The sequence below is a fragment of the Marinomonas sp. ef1 genome (assembly GCF_002806845.1).
Lineage (GTDB): Bacteria > Pseudomonadota > Gammaproteobacteria > Pseudomonadales > Marinomonadaceae > Marinomonas > Marinomonas polaris.
Genome location: NZ_NHTT01000012.1, coordinates 127,098 through 143,045, shown reverse-complemented (window position 1 = coordinate 143,045; position 15,948 = coordinate 127,098). Strand labels below are relative to the sequence as shown.

At 43.3% G+C, this 15,948-nt stretch carries 15 protein-coding genes; 7 read left to right on the top strand and 8 right to left on the bottom strand.

The window, feature by feature from the left end; translation table 11 throughout:
* A partial coding sequence (locus CCS02_RS16820) for a hypothetical protein (RefSeq protein WP_100637199.1) occupies nt 1-587 on the top strand: 587 nt, incomplete at its 5' end.
* 81 nt (nt 588-668) lie between these two features.
* On the opposite strand, the gene CCS02_RS16815 is transcribed toward CCS02_RS16820, so the two are convergent.
* A complete protein-coding gene (locus tag CCS02_RS16815) occupies nt 669-1,202 on the bottom strand; it encodes a glutathione peroxidase (RefSeq protein WP_072839784.1) in 534 nt (177 codons plus the stop codon).
* A gap of 97 nt (nt 1,203-1,299) precedes the next feature.
* On the bottom strand, nt 1,300-2,655 hold the full coding sequence (locus CCS02_RS16810; protein ID WP_100637198.1) for an alpha/beta fold hydrolase: 1,356 nt from the start codon (nt 2,653-2,655) through the stop codon (nt 1,300-1,302).
* A 276-nt stretch (nt 2,656-2,931) separates the two neighbouring features.
* Here CCS02_RS16810 and CCS02_RS16805 point away from each other — a divergent pair, with 276 nt between their 5' ends.
* Nucleotides 2,932-3,489, top strand: a complete 558-nt coding sequence (locus CCS02_RS16805; protein ID WP_100637197.1) for a CBS domain-containing protein — start codon at nt 2,932-2,934, stop codon at nt 3,487-3,489.
* A 157-nt stretch (nt 3,490-3,646) separates the two neighbouring features.
* Here CCS02_RS16805 and CCS02_RS16800 read toward each other — a convergent pair whose 3' ends face one another.
* From CCS02_RS16800 to CCS02_RS16775, 6 genes are all read right to left on the bottom strand, one after another.
* A complete protein-coding gene (locus tag CCS02_RS16800; RefSeq protein ID WP_232728899.1) occupies nt 3,647-4,393 on the bottom strand; it encodes an AAA family ATPase in 747 nt (248 codons plus the stop codon).
* 97 nt (nt 4,394-4,490) lie between these two features.
* Nucleotides 4,491-5,882 carry an NAD-dependent succinate-semialdehyde dehydrogenase gene (locus CCS02_RS16795; RefSeq protein ID WP_100637195.1) on the bottom strand — a complete coding sequence of 464 codons (1,392 nt, stop codon included), beginning with the start codon at nt 5,880-5,882 and terminating at the stop codon, nt 4,491-4,493.
* A 12-nt stretch (nt 5,883-5,894) separates the two neighbouring features.
* The gene (doeA, locus tag CCS02_RS16790; protein ID WP_100637194.1) at nt 5,895-7,196 is read right to left on the bottom strand and encodes an ectoine hydrolase; all 1,302 of its coding nucleotides are present in this window, start codon (nt 7,194-7,196) and stop codon (nt 5,895-5,897) included.
* Nucleotides 7,193-8,452 carry an aspartate aminotransferase family protein gene (locus tag CCS02_RS16785; protein ID WP_100637193.1) on the bottom strand — a complete coding sequence of 420 codons (1,260 nt, stop codon included), beginning with the start codon at nt 8,450-8,452 and terminating at the stop codon, nt 7,193-7,195. Before CCS02_RS16785 ends, doeA begins: the two co-directional genes overlap by 4 nt.
* A gap of 56 nt (nt 8,453-8,508) precedes the next feature.
* Nucleotides 8,509-9,681: a N(2)-acetyl-L-2,4-diaminobutanoate deacetylase DoeB2 gene (gene doeB2 / locus CCS02_RS16780; protein WP_100637192.1), complete on the bottom strand. Its 1,173-nt coding sequence runs from the start codon at nt 9,679-9,681 to the stop codon at nt 8,509-8,511.
* Nucleotides 9,682-10,207: 526 nt separating this feature from the next.
* The gene (locus CCS02_RS16775; protein ID WP_198515407.1) at nt 10,208-10,903 is read right to left on the bottom strand and encodes a DUF4336 domain-containing protein; all 696 of its coding nucleotides are present in this window, start codon (nt 10,901-10,903) and stop codon (nt 10,208-10,210) included.
* A 374-nt stretch (nt 10,904-11,277) separates the two neighbouring features.
* Here CCS02_RS16775 and CCS02_RS16770 point away from each other — a divergent pair, with 374 nt between their 5' ends.
* The 5 genes from CCS02_RS16770 (at nt 11,278) to CCS02_RS16750 (ending at nt 15,932) form a co-directional block, all read left to right on the top strand.
* Nucleotides 11,278-12,192 (top strand): LysR substrate-binding domain-containing protein, encoded by a 915-nt coding sequence (locus CCS02_RS16770; RefSeq protein WP_100637191.1) that lies wholly within the window; start codon nt 11,278-11,280, stop codon nt 12,190-12,192.
* A gap of 147 nt (nt 12,193-12,339) precedes the next feature.
* Complete coding sequence (locus CCS02_RS16765; RefSeq protein ID WP_100637190.1) at nt 12,340-13,374, top strand: TRAP transporter substrate-binding protein; 1,035 nt, start codon at nt 12,340-12,342, stop codon at nt 13,372-13,374.
* Nucleotides 13,375-13,418: 44 nt separating this feature from the next.
* Entirely contained in the window at nt 13,419-13,904 is a 486-nt protein-coding gene (locus CCS02_RS16760; protein ID WP_100637189.1) for a TRAP transporter small permease, read from the top strand.
* The gene (locus CCS02_RS16755; protein WP_100187976.1) at nt 13,898-15,175 is read left to right on the top strand and encodes a TRAP transporter large permease; all 1,278 of its coding nucleotides are present in this window, start codon (nt 13,898-13,900) and stop codon (nt 15,173-15,175) included. The genes CCS02_RS16760 and CCS02_RS16755 overlap by 7 nt, the downstream gene beginning before the upstream one ends.
* A 106-nt stretch (nt 15,176-15,281) precedes the next feature.
* The gene (locus CCS02_RS16750) at nt 15,282-15,932 is read left to right on the top strand and encodes a M15 family metallopeptidase (protein WP_232728898.1); all 651 of its coding nucleotides are present in this window, start codon (nt 15,282-15,284) and stop codon (nt 15,930-15,932) included.
* Nucleotides 15,933-15,948 lie beyond the last annotated feature (16 nt).

Sequence of the window (15,948 nt, the reverse complement as noted above, 5' to 3'; positions counted from 1 at the left end):
GGGTGTATTTACGCGTGACCAGTAAAATCAAAAAGCTGATGTTATATGGTGTTGTCTTGGCCTTATTTGGTGAGGTGGTATTTTCCCTTCTTTTGGGAATGTACGAATATCGTTTAGAAAACGTGCCGCTTTATGTACCTCTTGGTCACAGTCTTATTTATGCTGCCGTGTTTTATATTCAAAAAGAAAAAATCATCCAACACAACAAAGCGCGGGTTGTTTCGATTTTGTATTGGGGAATGATCGTCTATTCAAGCCTTTGGTTGTTACTTGACCAAGATAGATTGGGCTTTCTTTGTATGCTTGGCGTTGTGCTGTTTTTGAAAAAAAAGCCGGGCAACGAGTTGTTCTTTCTCATTATGTTTTTCATGGTGGTGTATTTAGAGTTGCTGGGAACCTATTACCAATGCTGGGCGTGGCCTGATACATGGTTTTCAACGGTTTCTTTCATTACCAGCAGCAATCCACCAAGTGGTATTAGTGTGTTTTATTTTGGGTTTGATATTGGTTGTTTGTGGATTTATAAAAAGCTGAATAGGCAAAAGTGGAGCCGGATGAAATCGCTTAGGCTGCTTAGCAACTCTTAAATAAAAGCTTATAAAAAAACAAAACGAACCACTATTTTCATAGTGGTTCGTTTTGTTTATAGATCTGTTTAGTCTGAAAGTTTATAGATCAGCTTCAATGACAGCAACTAGCGCGTCATCTTTAGGTGTCACATCTGGCGAGAAACGAACCACTTTGCCATCTTTGGTGATAAGGAATTTTTCAAAGTTCCACACCACTTCTGGTGCTTTAGTCGCTTCGATTTTATGGCCGGCCAACATGGTAACCATGGCGTCACGATTCGGCGTAACCGGTGCTGCTTCAATCAGGCTTTTGTATAAAGGATGCTTGTCTTCACCAGTAACAACAATCTTGCTGAACATTGGGAAAGTCACATCGTAAGTTAGGCTGCAGAACTGTTGAATCTCTTCATCGCTACCAGGTTCTTGTCCCGCGAAATCGTTTGCAGGGAAACCAAGGATTTCTAAACCTTGCTCGTTGTATTTCTTGTACAAGGCTTCAAGGCCTTCGTACTGAGGCGTTAAACCACATTTAGACGCAACGTTAACAATCAAAACCGTTTTGCCTTGGTAAGTAGATAGGTCAACGCTTTCGCCTTGGATGTTTTTAACGCTGAGATTTAGTGGATGACTCATAAAAACTCCTTATCAATTTATATTCGATGCAAGGATCTTAGCGGTTTGTTGCTTAAACAATGCGGAAAGATTGCATAACCTTAGAGTAGATTTATTTTTAGCTTTTTAAGGGGCCGCCTTGATCTAACAGCAATTCGCGTAGTTTGCAGAACACCTCTGTAGATTGACGAACGCCGTCGTGTTCGTAGCTATTAGTCAGCCAAACTTGCGTGTTGGCAACTTGCTTCGCCGTTTTTAGTGACAGCTCACGAGGCACGTACATATCGTTGTGATACACCGCCGCGACGATAGGCACCTTGTTCTCGGCAAGCTTGGCAAGATCGTAAAGCGGCTTATAGTCTTGGTAGTCCGCTAGAGCATTCGCAGCATCAGCAAAAGGACGTAACGAAGTAATTTGTTCAAACATCCATGGATAGATCATTTCGCCCGTTAACATCAAAGGCGAGTGTGACGCGTCAAATTCACTAAACTGATCTCGCAGCTGGTGTGCGGCCCAGCTAGTGCTTTCATTAGGTCGACCATAAATGCTTTCATGGATGACTGCAAAAAGTGGCCCTTCATGGTAGCTGGTGTGGTTCATCACTTGTTCTAAAAATACATCACTGAGTTTGTTCTTGTCGCTGCCAGCAAAGGCTTCATCGACCAACCAATGCAGCTGATCAATCCCTGGTCCCATGCCCAGTAAAATACCGATGCTTTGGAATCGTTCTAAAGTAAGTTGGTCGCCATCAGGCAAAAGCACTTTCTCGTTTGTTAGGCATTGTGCGATCTTCGCCATGACCTTGGCGTCTTCTGGATAACAAGCATAATAGTCTTGGTTTTTCTCGATCACCCGCTGATAGGTGAGCTGGTAAACCTCTTGTGCCGATTCCTCTAAACCTGCCAATCCGCCCGTTATATAACACGCCGCTAGACCTTCAGGGGCTTGGGACAAATACGTCAGCGTGATAAAGCCACCGTAGCTTTGTCCCAAAGTTTCAAATAAACGACCACCATAGACCGTTTTACGTAAGTGTTCGCAGTCGGCCACTATGCTGTCGGCACGGAATTTAAGCAGATAATCACGACCGTCTTCGGCGGACAATTTATTGATCAGATTGGTATCGATGCGACTGCTACGCCCTGTGCCACGTTGATCGATCAGAATAACACGATGGGTTTTTAACGCTTCCACCATCCAAGACGGTGAACCTGGCATAGGGCGAGGGGATTTGCCGCCAGGGCCACCTTGTAAAAATAGTAACAAGGGTAACTCATCATCGGCGCGGTTTACATTAACCACCTCACGAGCAAACAGCGTAATCATTGAACTGTTGTCAGGGTTTTCATTAAGGCCCTTCTTAGAGCTCTTTTTAGGGATCTTGTTAAAGGAACGCCAATCCAACGGAACCTCTAGTTCGTGATTGGTGATGAGCATTCCTTTCATTTTGTACTGTTGGCTGACTGTGTTCATATTTCCCCGTTTCCTTGGCATAGCGATTTAAATCATTTGCCACTTTAGCACTGTCAGACATTGTAGTTCGAATGCTTTTATCCATCAGGATTGATTATTAAGATGTTTTTGCGTCAGCTAAAAAATAACGCAGAACCTTTTACAGCATTGTTCCCCAGACTTGAAATTGTTATTTTTAGTAGCAATCTATTACTCTAAGCAAAATGATTAGATATGCTTATGGATAGACACGATCCATATTAGATTTACGACAAGACAGCGCTACGGAGTGCCTTTATGAAAACACTTGATTTTTACCCTACGACAGAAATAGATGAATTGGCTTGGCCTGAAGAAAACTACGACTTAACAATTGATTCTTCGGCATTGCTATTTTTCACAGATTTTAAAAACAACAAACCTTTGGTCGTTGAATCCACAATACCTGTTCTCACTGCCAAAGAGCTAATGCAGAAAGAACACGTACGTTTGAAATTTGTTATCGATGAAAAGAAGCATTTTATTGGTGTGGTTAGCTCTGACGATATCATTGAGCGCAAAATCGTACAGAAAGTGTCTGAAGGCTTGGAGCGAGCTGAAATTGTTGTAGCTGATTTGATGACGGCTAAAAAGAACCTAAAAGCATTGGATTGGCAGGATATTTCTAAAGCCACCATTTCAGATGTAATTACTGCGCTTAAAAACAACGGTGAACGTCACTGTCTTGTTCTTGATCGTGAAAATCATGAGATTCGTGGTATTTTCTCTGCCAGTGATATTTCTCGAAGACTTCGTCTTAATATCGATATCCAAGAAAAAACCAGCTTCTCTAAAGTATTTACAGCCACACTTTAAAGTTCAAATAAGACTTTTTTGTCTGACACTTCCATAGCCCCTTATTGCTCGTTGTTCATAGGCAATAAGGGGCTATTTGGTTTAATGCAGTTCACTTAATCAACTTTTCGATAACATGGTCAAATACATTTACATGCAAAGCCATGCTGTCTCCTTCCTATGAAAACAGTTCTCTCAACATTGGCTCAGGGTTGTTCAAGAAGGCTTTGGTAACTCCGTAATGTTCGGTGTCTTCGTATTTTACTGGATAAATGCCTGTTTTATCGATTTGGTAAATTTTCGCTCCTGGATACGCCATAAGAATCGGTGAATGTGTTGCTATGATAAATTGAGATTGATTGTTTATCAGTTGATGCATTCGACTCAATACAGCGAGTTGTCTTGTTGGTGAGAGCGCGGCTTCTGGCTCGTCAAGGAGATAAAGCCCATTTCCGCCGAAACGTTTCAACATAAGAGCGAGAAAAGACTCACCATGGGATTGATGATGCAGCGACTTTCCGCCATAGCTATCTTTAATAAATGGTGCTGGCGAGGGGTCTTCATCTAATTCATCAATATTAGTGGCAACGTTATAGAAGCTTTCTGCCCGTAGGAAAAAGCCGTCTCGGTAGCGTTTAAAGGATTTCGAAAGGCGAAGGTAGCTATGTAGATCCGAATGAGTACTGCGCGTACCGAAGTTGAAGTTTTTGGTGCCGCCTTCTGCGTTGAAGCCAAGACTGACTGCAATGGCTTCGAGCAAGGTGGATTTACCACTGCCGTTTTCCCCAACAAAAATAGTCACAGCTTTATCGAACTCAATAAAATCCAGTTCCTTTACCGCTGGGATAGAGAAAGGATAAACCTCAAAAGAGTCGATTAAATCTCTTTTAAGTTCGATGGTTTTCAAATATGGCAGCGGTTCCATGCTCATTACTCTTGCTACTTTTTAGGGTTTATTCACAGACAAAAAAAGCCTCAAGGGAGGCTCTTTTGATGAGTTTTAACATAATAGCAATATAGCGCTAAGCAATCCAAATCTGTTGTACGTTGACAAATTCGCGGATGCCTTGTGGGCCAAGCTCACGTCCATAACCGGATTTACCAATCCCGCCTGATGGCAACCTTGGGTCACTTTTGACGATGCCATTGACGGCAATTTGTCCTGACTCCAGTGTCTCAATGGCTCGGTCTATGGCCACTTGGTTACTGGTCCAAATGCTGGCGCCTAAGCCGTATTCGGTGTCGTTTGCCAACTCCAGCGCTTGATCAATCGTATCAATTGGCGTCACGCTTAACACTGGTCCAAAAGTCTCTTCTTCAAATACTGTCATGCCAGGCTTTACATCAACCAATAACGTCGGCGGATAGAAGAAGCCCGAGCGAGAGGGTAAGTCTCCGCCTGTTAAACATCGAGCACCAGCTGCGATGCTTTCTGATACTTGGCGATGCAGTTGATCTCGTAAGTCTTCTCTCGCCAATGGCCCTAAATTATTGCTTTCGTCTCTTGGGTCGCCACACTTCAGTTTGCTAAAGCGTTCTCGCAGTGCTTCACAGACTTCGTTGTAAATTGATTTTTCGACAAACAAACGCTTCACTGAGATGCATGATTGCCCCGCATTGACCATGCGCGATAGGGTAATAATATCGAGGGCTTTTTCCAAATCCGCATCGGCCATCAGAATACAAGGATCAGAACCGCCAAGTTCTAACACGGCTGGTTTTAATCCCGCTGCGGCTTGCGAGGCAATGAATTGTCCCGCCTTGCTAGAACCGGTGAAAGATACAGCTTTCACTTTTGGGTGATCGATCATTTTGCTCGCCACTGCGTTTGTTACCGTTAAGTTAGCAACCACACTTTTTGGTACACCAGCTTGATAAAAACATTCGACCAATTTGTTTGCCGTGGCTGGCACATTAGGATCGGCTTTTAGCACGCAAGTATTGCCCGCCATTAAGGCTGGCGCCAGAAAACGCAATGCCAACCAAACCGGCGCGTTCCAAGGCAAGATACCCAAAACCGTACCAAGAGGAGGGTATTGCACATAGCTGTGGCTTGCGTCCGATTCTAAGGTTTCAGGTGTCAGAAACGCTTCGCCATTGTCAGCGTAATATTCTGCGCACCAGGCGCTTTTCTCAACCTCGGCAACGCCTTCTTTAATTGGCTTGCCCATTTCCAGCGCCATTAAATCGGCCAGTTCGTGTTTGTTTTCGCGCATCGTAGCAGCAACGGCCTTTAATATGGCTGCGCGTTTTGGGTAGCTTGTGGCTTTCCATCCGGAAAAGCCTGCTGCCACCTTATCGATGGCGGAGCGAGCTTCGTCTAGCGTTAAAGCTTCATAAGAAGGTAAAGCTTGCCCAGTCGTCGGGTTAATGCTTTCAAGCGTTGCTGTTTCTAATTTGGCTGCTGTTAACATGGTCACCTCCAATTAGCTGGCCGCTTTTTCGGCTTGCTTGGTGTTCGATTTGGTTTTCTTCGCTTCTTCTTTAGCAGGCAAGGTGCTGGGCTCTTTAACAGATACGCTGCTGGGCAGCTCGATTGCTCTTCTTTCCTGAGGCACTGCTACGCCGGATTTCACTGTGAAGTCGCGATCCATGCTAAAGAAAGAGCGACAACCGTCTTCGGTGATCTCGATAGTGTCTGAAATACCACAGGTTTTATCGCCTTCAATGCCCCACATCCATGGAATCATGTGGAAGGTCATACCCGGTTTTAACACCGCAGAATTACCTTGTTTCAAGCTGATGATATAGCCTTCATCCCAGCTTGGCGGGAAGGCGATACCGATAGAGTAGCCAGAGCGAGTAATCAAACTAGCACCCACTTGGTTGTCCATAATGATATTGCGCACCATGTTATCCACGTCCGACACTGTCATTCCAGGCTGTACCACTCGATGAATTTCATTGAGTGCGCGTTTCATGATTTCTTGGGATTGATACATGGCATCAGACAATTCGCCAAGAATCACAGTGCGCATCATGGCCGTATGATAACGACGATAACAACCACCCACTTCGAGAAAGACATGCTCGCCGGGTAGAACGGTACGACCTTCGAATGTTGCGTGACCAATCATGGTTCTTGGGCCAGAGGTGACGTAAGGCATCACGGCTGGCGTTTCACCACCAGCTCGGAACATAGCCGCGGCGATTTCCGCACCAATTTCATTTTCCGTAATACCGGGACGACAAATCTCGATGCCTGCTTTCATGCCTGCTTCTGTGGCGAGCGCCGCACGACGCATTACCATGATTTCTTCTTGAGACTTGCAGATCCGACCTTCTTCGACGATGCCGAAGCAATCCATCAATTTGGCATCTCGCAAGGTGGTATGAATGCAATCCTGCTGATAAGCAGGGAAGAAGTAACTATTGCGTTCATAACCAATACGTTTGTTGCCTAAACCAAATTCACGCAACGCATCCACCAGCATCTGGATGGCATCGCCCGTATCAGGGTAAGGTCGTGTGACCTCTACCCAAGTACGCGCAATCACGTTGGATTCCTCCAACGCGCGGGTGATCATAAACGGCTCTTTTTCGAGCGGAATGACCAGCGCCTGAAAGAAGGAATAACCTGTCGTTTGGTAATCAGTTAAATAAGTAATGTTTTCTGGATCGGTGATCACAATCGCATCCAAGCGACGCTCGGCAATGCGAGCGCGCAATTCACCCAACCGACGCTGATACTCAGCGAAAGTAAATGTCATATCATCGCGTTCAATCATGCGGCTTCCTCCATTACAAAACGTACAGCGTCTTTCAAAATATCCAAGCCTTCTGCAAGATCTGCTTCTGGGATGGTCAATGGTGGAATAATCTTCAACACTCGACCGCCACTGCCGCAAGCGCCAAGCATCAAGCCGTTATGGAAACAACGTTGTACGACTTTCGCTGCCACTTCACCGCTACCCATGTCCAAACCTAGAATCAGACCTTTGCCGCGCAGTTCTTTTGCACTGTTTTCGCTAACCAGTGGCTCTAGTACATCGCGTACCGTTTTGACTTTTTCCATGACTTCGTTCATCAGCTTGTCATCGTCAAAGTAGCTCAAGGCGACTTCGCCCGCGACAAACGACAAGTTTTGTCCACGGAAGGTGCCAGTGTGTTCACCTGGTGACCAATGCTTATCCAAATCTGGATGTACCAGATTCATTGCCATTGGCGTACCCGCGCCACCAATGCCTTTGGCTAAGGTGACGATGTCTGGATTGATTCCCATGTTATCAAAACTGAAATAAGAACCTGTGCGGCCGCAGCCCACTTGAATGTCATCGACGATCAACACAGAGCCAAATTCTTTGGCGAGTTTTTCTAATTTCTGCATCCATTCTTTGCTGGCAACGTTAACGCCGCCTTCCGCTTGGATAGTTTCTACCATAAAAGCTGCTGGTGGCTTGATGCCGCTGGATGGATCACGATACTGACTCGCCAATGCATCTAATGCCGCAAGTGAAGCTTCTTGATCGTGTTCCTGATCGAATAACTCATGGCTGACATGCAGCAAAGGCACGCCAGAAGCCTGACGGAAATACTCGTTGGCCGTTGCTGCCAAAGCGCCTAACGTCATGCCGTGAAAGCCTTGGCTAAAGGCGACAATGTTGTGACGGCCTGTGGCGTTACGTGCCAGCTTCATCGCGGCCTCTACCGCGTTGGTGCCAGTGGGTCCCATGAATTGCATACGGTGTGGCATGTTTCTAGGAACAAGAATGACATCGGTAAACTTCTGCATAAACTTAGCTTTGGCTTGGGTTTGCATATCCAAACTGTGAAGCACACCATCTTTTTGCATGTAATCGATCATTGCTTCTTTCATGTGTGGGTTGTTATGACCAAAGTTAAGCACCCCAGCGCCAGCGAAGAAATCAATGTATTCCTTACCATTTTCATCAATCTGACGTGAGTTTTTTGCCGTAACAAAAACCGTTGGGTACGTGCGAGCGTAAGCTCGAATGTTGGATTCTCGTTGTTCGAAAATAGTCATGTCGTCTCCTTATGAAACTTCTGTTCACTTGCTGTTTTGTGGTTATGCTTTTGGTTTTATCGCTTTGGTAGTGATTGATCGGTAAGGCCTGCGAGTTGGCAAAACCAACGGCAGACATCGGCAATCAATCGATCATTGAAATCGTAATGTGGACTGTGACAAGCCACGTTGTGGCCTTCGCCATCGTCACTGCCAATCAAGGCAAACGCACCGGGAATAGCTTGCAAATAGTAGCTGAAATCTTCCGACGCCATGATCGGCAAGGCTTGTCCGTGATTAAGTGTTTGTTCGCCATAAAGCGATTGCCAAACCTCGCGTGCATGAGTGGCTTGGTTCTTATGATTGATGGTTGCTTGATAACGCATGTCGTGTTGTACAACGCATTCCACGTCATAAGCTGCCGCAGTTTGCGTGGCGACATCGGTAATATGTTGGTTGATTAGCTGCCGAGTTGCTTCGTCGGGCACACGAATGCTGCCGCTTAGCGTCGCTGTTTCTGGAATCACCGTTGGCGCTGTTCCGCCATGTATTTGCGTTACGCTGATCACTGCTGTGGCTTGAGGTGCAATGCGTCGGCTAACGATCTGCTGTAACGCCACATTCACAGCACTGGCCGCCAAAATTGGATCGGCACATAATTCTGGTTGGCTGGCGTGCCCGCCACGGCCTTTGAATTTCATGCTGAAAGTTCCATTGCCGCACATGACAATATTGTCTGGGCAAGCGATCGTGCCATATGGCAGAGCAGGCCAGTTGTGCCAACCGTAAATTTCTCCGACATTTTCCAATGCGCCATCTTTGATCATTTCGCGGGCACCATGAAAACCTTCTTCGGCTGGCTGAAAGATGAGTACCACGGGCTGAGGTAACTCTTTTTCAAATTGTTTTAACCAACGTGCTGTTGCTAGCAGAGTGGCTGTATGTCCATCATGACCACAAGCGTGCATGCAGCCTTGGTTTAGTGATTGCCATGCTTTGCCTGTTTGCTCGTCAATTGGCAAGGCATCCATATCTCCACGCAAAGCAATCGTTTTGCCTTTAGCGTTTTTGTTCAGCCATGCGATGGTGCCAGTATCGGCACAGGTGCGCCATGGAATATCCATCGCATCGAGTTGGCTGCGAACCAATGCCGCTGTGTTTTTTTCTTGCCAACTAAGCTCTGGATGAGCATGCAATTGCTTACGTATGTTTTCCGCATAGATAATATTTTTTTGCCATAGATCCTGCATAATGACTCCCTGAACATTATCAAAATAAAGTCTGAATATTTTGGAGAACTTCATACAGTAGTAATTAATTAATAGCGGGGTTGCAAGTAGTCAAAATTAAAACAGCTGCGAGAATGAGCGTAAATAAATTAAAATATGATCCAAAAGAACCAAAAAAAACGCTCAAAACAAATAGATAGGGAAATAGGAAAAAACTTCAAAAAAATATGAAAATTCACATTTCATACAAGAAAATAAACGTTTTTAAGAGGCACCAAAAATGCACGTATTGCTCTTGTTTTGGGCGTTTAGCGGTGTAAGTATATATAGCTTTAAGATGTCACATCTAATGATTAGTTATATAAATTTTTTATTGTTTAAATTTAGAGTTCTAATTACTTTTTAGTTATTTATTTGTTCTCAAAGTTTTTTATTGTTTAGGTTTTTTGATTTAAAAAATAGGTTAGATATTTTTATTGTTGGCTAAATGGACTGGCTGAAAATGTTCTGGCGCTATATAAAACCATAGCGCCAAAAATAATGAGGATTACTGTAACCAATGAAAAGATTTTTTTAAAAAACTGACGGCGTTTTTTTGAATCCATTCTCCATGGGCAAGAATTATTTTGTCTGGCTGCCAATTTATCATGGTTTGTAGGCAGTCTCTTGCTGCTTCTTTTCGTCCTATAAAAGTCATCCGCCAATCGATGGGCATTTTGCCATTTGGGCTTATGATGCCAGTCATTTGTGCTAGCAGCTTCTTAATGCCTTTGAAGTGATCAGGGTGAAAGTTTTCAATTAAATCTGTCACGATTAGGGTCTTCGATTCTCTGTGGAAAAAGATCACCTCTTCCATGACCTTACTGCCTTTGAAAATCAATTGCTCTATTTGTTCTTGCCACTCAGGTTCAGGTGCATCTTTCAATGCACTATCAAAGTGTAAGTCTGGGCGCTTTTCTTCTAAACCTGGGGGAGCGTAGGACTTCGCTTCAGGGTATTGTTGCATCCACTCTTGCATAAACAAGTGATGAATTTTATTCGGTGAGACAAGATAAGATACCTTGCCCAGAGCGTTCACGTCGCTGATTAGCTCGTCACTGATTTTTGCTGGTGAATGAATCCATATCTCCCCAGAATTTAAGCGAATGACGGTCATTCTAGTGGTGTAGGGCATGGTGTACCAAGAAACAGTAGCACCATCATGGATCCAAATATTGTCTCCGATTTGTTGTAGCATTTTCATGGTTATCCTTAGCAAAACAAGTAGTAGATGAGTAACTCATTGTTTTCAAGCAGGATAAAAATAACACATGAATATTGTGTTAAATAGATTAAGGTCTTAAAAATAGGTTGAACTTTGATCTGCCTCCAGAAAACGTACAGTTTTCGGATATAGATGAAAAGCTTGAAGTGATGAGCAGTGGCCATTGTTTAGGCTATTTTTTTGCAGAAAGGTGAGGTTGCAAATAGGGCTTTTTTCATCTCGGCGTGGCTCAAAGAAAGGAAGATTTCAAAGGTTGCTTGAAAAATGGACTTCTGAAGCTGCTATTTTTATCGCATATTTGTTGGAAGTTAGGCTAAGGTAGATTCGTCTTTTTATCTTTTCTTAGGTGACTTATGCATAAACTCCCGCCTCGTGCGTTGGAATACCTTAATGCTATTGCTCGGTATAAAACATTACGAAAGGCTGCCGCTAGGCTGAATGTTGATCCTTCTGCTGTAAGTCGTTTGTTGTCACAGTTAGAGGAAAGTTTGCTATTACCTATCTGGGACAGAACGAATAATCGTAACCCAATTACTCCAGCAGGAGAGGAACTACTTCAGTATTATCGAAAAATGTCTGCAAGCGAGCAGGCAACTTTATCGAGAATCGATGACTTACTGAACCTACGAACTGGCGAAGTCCGCATTGCGGTAGGTGAGGGGATTTTAGGTGATCTTATTTCATCTTCATTGCAGTCATTTTTGGAAAAGCATAAAGGGATTCAACTTTCGGTAGAAATGGCCGGAGCACAGGATGCGGTACAGTTACTGCAGGAGGAACATATTGATTTTGCGTTAACCTATGCGTCGGTGAATAACCCTAAACTATATTGTCATTTAGAAACCAGCCATCCTCTTGAATTAATAGTACCGCCGGGACATGCTCTAACCAAGCAAGAAAACCCTGTTACTTTCCATTCTGTTGCCGAGTATCCTTTTGCGTTGCTTGATAAATCTACTGGTATGGGGCGTTTGGTCACACTTGCAGAAGAACTAAATCATTTAAAATTAACACCGCGTTTGCGAACCAACTCAGTTGCGGCGTTGAAGAATTTTGTGATGTCGGGCCTTGGTATTACTTTTATGCCGTTGTTAACAGTACGTGAAGAAATTAAACAAGGAAAAATCGTCGTTATTCCTATGGAAAGTAATATTTTTTCCCAAGCAAAAGTTCAAGTTTTAAGCATAGAGAGTAGAGAGCTAACTTTGGCTGCTCAGGCTTTATTGAATCATCTTAGCGAAACAATGGAATTCTTAGCTCTTAAATAGTGCGATAGGTTTTGTTTTGCCTTACGTGTTGACTTAATTGCAACGCTTTGATGCTTGTGATGTCAACAGCTCAAGTTTAAGTTGGTTGTGTGGATAATAAAATGATAGAAAAATCACATGACTCTAAAATCATAAAGGAACTCAAAAATGACAGTTATCAATCAAGTATTAGGCAAAACTCGTTTGTTTAAAGCAATGGCATTGGGAGCGGCGATTTCATCCATGTCGTTTGCTATCCAAGCTCAAACAATCAACCTAAGTTATAACGGTGCGGCTGATGTAGATAAGAATGCCGTACATTTATTTGCGACGAATCTGCAAAAATTAGTCGATCAGAAAACCAATGGTGAGCTGACCTTAAAGCTTTATCCAAATAGCATGTTGGGTGAAGAGGAAGAGCGCATGGAGCAGGTATTAAATACGCCAAGTCTAAATGTTGCTTCTTTTGGTGGTGTTTCTCCTTTATTCCCTGAAATTTTTGTTAGTGCAATTCCTTTCCTATTCAGTGATTTTGATCAAGCCCGCCAGTTTTTTGATGAAGGCAGTTACTGGAAAGCAGTGCAGAGCGAGTTTTATAAGCGCACTGGTGGACACCTAATGGCTGTAGTGGAAGAGGGTGGTTTTCTTGCCTTTACCAATAACAAACACCCAATTAAGTCTCCGAAAGATTTTGAAGGTCTTCGTTATCGTGCCATGGATAAAAGTCAGGTTGCTCTTTACAACGCATTTGGTGCGTCTGGTACACCAATCCCTTGGACAGAAGTTTATCTTGCACTAAAAACAGGTGTCGCTGATGGTCAGATGAATCCGCCTATGTACATTATTTTAGGCAGTTTATTTGAGGTGCAAAAATACGCAACTTTGGCAAATATCCAATATTCAGACCAGTTCTTAGTAGGTAATGATGAATTGCTAAAAAGCTTATCAGCTAAAGACAAAGCGGCTTTGTTAGAGGCTGTGAAAGAGGCTAATGACATCAACAGAAAAGCGGTGCAAAGTCAGGTTGAGTCTCGTATTGCTTTCTTGGAAGAGAAGGGGATGGAAGTATATCGCCCTACGGCTGCAGAGTTAGAAGAGTTTCGTACAGTAGGTCAGCCTTCTTACTTTCAGTGGTTAGAAGAGGAAGGTATTGATCAAAAATGGGTCGATTTAGCATTAAAAGATGTAGGTTTTAAAAAGTAAATCCCATTTAGTTCGGCGCCTTCGGGCGCCGTTACGAGGCAATTATGACTCTGAATTCTATACGTGCATCAGCGTATCGCTTGTTGTTGTTTATATCTGCATCCATTCTCGCTATGAATGTATTGCTTATTTTGTATAGCGTATTTACTCGCTATATTTTAAATCATTCGCCTATTTGGTCGGATGAACTTTCTCGGTATGGAATCATTGCCAGTGTCATGTTGGCGATGTCTTGCGCTTATGTAGACTCACGGCACATGAGAGTCTCTTTTGTCGAACAAAATGTCGGTCATACTGCTCGTCAGTTGATTCGTATGTATCAATGGTTAGTCGTGTTGTGCGTCTCATTATTTTTTACTTACGTAAGTGCACGTTACTCAATATCCATGGGTAAATTTGCCAGCATGAGTCTTGGCGTGAGTAAATCGATTCCTTTGTTATCTGTGCCTATTGGCTTTGGTGCACTGTTTCTGATGGTATTTATACAAGGACCATTCCCGCAGAATCAAGAGAGGAATGAAGTATGTTGATTGCTATCGTTGTTACCTTTTTAGTGAACATATTATTAGGCGTGCCATTATTCATTTGTCTTTTATTGGCATCATTAATCGGCTTTTATTTTGTCGATTTTTCGTTAGCTTATCGCATGGTTCCACAACAGTTTTTTGGCGGTATTAATTCCTTTGCTTTAATGGCCATTCCACTCTTTATTTTTGCCGGTAACCTGATGAATTCCTCAGGATTGACGTCACAATTGATTCGTTTAGCGAACTCATTGGTCGGACATCTACGTGGTGGCTTGGGTTACGTTAATGTGGTCTCTAGCGTGTTTTTTGCAGGTGTGAATGGTTCAGCCGTGGCAGATACCTCTGCTCTTGGGTCGTTGCTGGTTCCCGCGATGAAAAAAGAAGGCTATTCAACTAGCTATGCAGCAGGTTTAACCGCAGCCAGTTCTTTGATTGGACCGATTATTCCACCCAGTATTTTCATGATTCTTTATGCGTCTTTGACCAATACATCAGTGGGTGATTTGTTTCTTGCAGGCGTCATTCCAGGTCTATTGCTTGGCGGTGCATTTATCGTTATGAATTATCTGTATGCCAGAAAAGCGGGTTTACAAAGTCAAACAGAAAGATCCAGCTTTAAAGGTATTTTGCAGGCTTTTTGGTATTCGGCTCCAGCCTTGATTGCGCCTTTTATCATTGTTTCTAGTATTGTTTTTGGTTTTGTTACGCCTACAGAGTCAGGTGCTTTAATTGTTGCTTACGCTTTGTTGCTGGGGTTGTTGAATCGTAGCTTATCCTTTACCAAGCTTCGTGAAGCTCTGGTTGATACTGCTATTCTGACTGGCACCATCTTTGTCATTATCGCAGCGTCGTCTGTGGTTAGTTGGTTATTGGCTTATGCACAATTACCTTCTCAGCTCGCTGTATATCTGGAGCCTTTTAAAAATAATCCGACGGTTGTGCTTTTGATTCTTAGCCTGATTACTTTTTTTATCGGTATGTTGATGGAAGAAGTATCTGCGCTGATGTTACTTACGCCGGTATTTTTTCCAGTGGCGATTGCCTCAGGTGTTGATCCTGTGCATCTTGGTGTGGTTATCACCATAAATATCACTATTGCATTGATAACACCGCCAATGGGAGCATGTGTCTTTGTGGCTGCTGCGGTGAGTAAAATTGAGATTACTGAGATGTTTAAAAGTATTTGGCCGTTTGTGATGGTGGCCGTTTTTGCTCAGATCTTTGTTATTTGCTTTCCAAGCTTAACCTTACTACTACCGAGTATTTTTAATTGATATGAGCAGTTACAGACTACAAAATCAGATTCCTCCGTCAAATGATTTTTCTTGGGATAATTACAGGCAAATTTGCATTGAAGATAACGGGGAAGTATTGATACCGTTGAGTACATCGAACCGGTTAGTGACTTATCCTTTTTACGCAAAAATGGGTATCGCCAATGCCATTCCCGAGTGTTTTGTGCGGGAAAGTGTGTTTGATAAATTACACCAAGTAACTAGTCTTATGCCTTCTGGCATCAGATTAGTGGTGCTAGATGGTTGGCGTCCTTTTTCGGTACAACAATATTTGTTTGATACTTTAATTAACATCTTGAAAAAGTCGTTTCCGAATCATGCTGAAAGTTTTTTGCATGAAAAGGCAAAAAGTCTGGTTTCACCACCAAGTACCGATGTTAAAGCTCCCAGTCCACATCTTACTGGCGGATCGGTTGATGTGACCTTATGTGACGATATGGGGCGTTTTTTAGATATGGGCACTCACTTCGACGAAGCTAGTCAGTATTCATGGACCGACGCGCTTGAAGCGCCTAGTTGGAATAATAAAACGCCACAGGAAAATCGCCGAATTCTTTATAACGCAATGATCGAAGTAGGTTTTACTAACTTGCCTAGCGAGTGGTGGCACTATGATTTTGGAAATCAGCTGTGGGCGTATCGCACTGAAAGTAAGAAGGCGATCTATGGTGTTACTCGACCAAGAGACATCCTTAAGCAATGGGAAAGTGAAATCATAGACAATGGTTTTATATAGTTTTCTGTTGGCTATT

Bases quoted from the DNA above. Each gene is read 5' to 3' on its own strand.
- CCS02_RS16815 (WP_072839784.1), bottom strand. From the start codon at position 1,202: ATGAGTCATCCACTAAATCTCAGCGTTAAAAACATCCAAGGCGAAAGC.
- CCS02_RS16810 (WP_100637198.1), bottom strand. From the start codon at position 2,655: ATGAACACAGTCAGCCAACAGTACAAAATGAAAGGAATGCTCATCACC.
- CCS02_RS16805 (WP_100637197.1), top strand. From the start codon at position 2,932: ATGAAAACACTTGATTTTTACCCTACGACAGAAATAGATGAATTGGCT.
- CCS02_RS16800 (WP_232728899.1), bottom strand. From the start codon at position 4,393: ATGGAACCGCTGCCATATTTGAAAACCATCGAACTTAAAAGAGATTTA.
- CCS02_RS16795 (WP_100637195.1), bottom strand. From the start codon at position 5,882: ATGTTAACAGCAGCCAAATTAGAAACAGCAACGCTTGAAAGCATTAAC.
- doeA (WP_100637194.1), bottom strand. From the start codon at position 7,196: ATGATTGAACGCGATGATATGACATTTACTTTCGCTGAGTATCAGCGT.
- CCS02_RS16785 (WP_100637193.1), bottom strand. From the start codon at position 8,452: ATGACTATTTTCGAACAACGAGAATCCAACATTCGAGCTTACGCTCGC.
- doeB2 (WP_100637192.1), bottom strand. From the start codon at position 9,681: ATGCAGGATCTATGGCAAAAAAATATTATCTATGCGGAAAACATACGT.
- CCS02_RS16775 (WP_198515407.1), bottom strand. From the start codon at position 10,903: ATGAAAATGCTACAACAAATCGGAGACAATATTTGGATCCATGATGGT.
- CCS02_RS16770 (WP_100637191.1), top strand. From the start codon at position 11,278: ATGCATAAACTCCCGCCTCGTGCGTTGGAATACCTTAATGCTATTGCT.
- CCS02_RS16765 (WP_100637190.1), top strand. From the start codon at position 12,340: ATGACAGTTATCAATCAAGTATTAGGCAAAACTCGTTTGTTTAAAGCA.
- CCS02_RS16760 (WP_100637189.1), top strand. From the start codon at position 13,419: ATGACTCTGAATTCTATACGTGCATCAGCGTATCGCTTGTTGTTGTTT.
- CCS02_RS16755 (WP_100187976.1), top strand. From the start codon at position 13,898: ATGTTGATTGCTATCGTTGTTACCTTTTTAGTGAACATATTATTAGGC.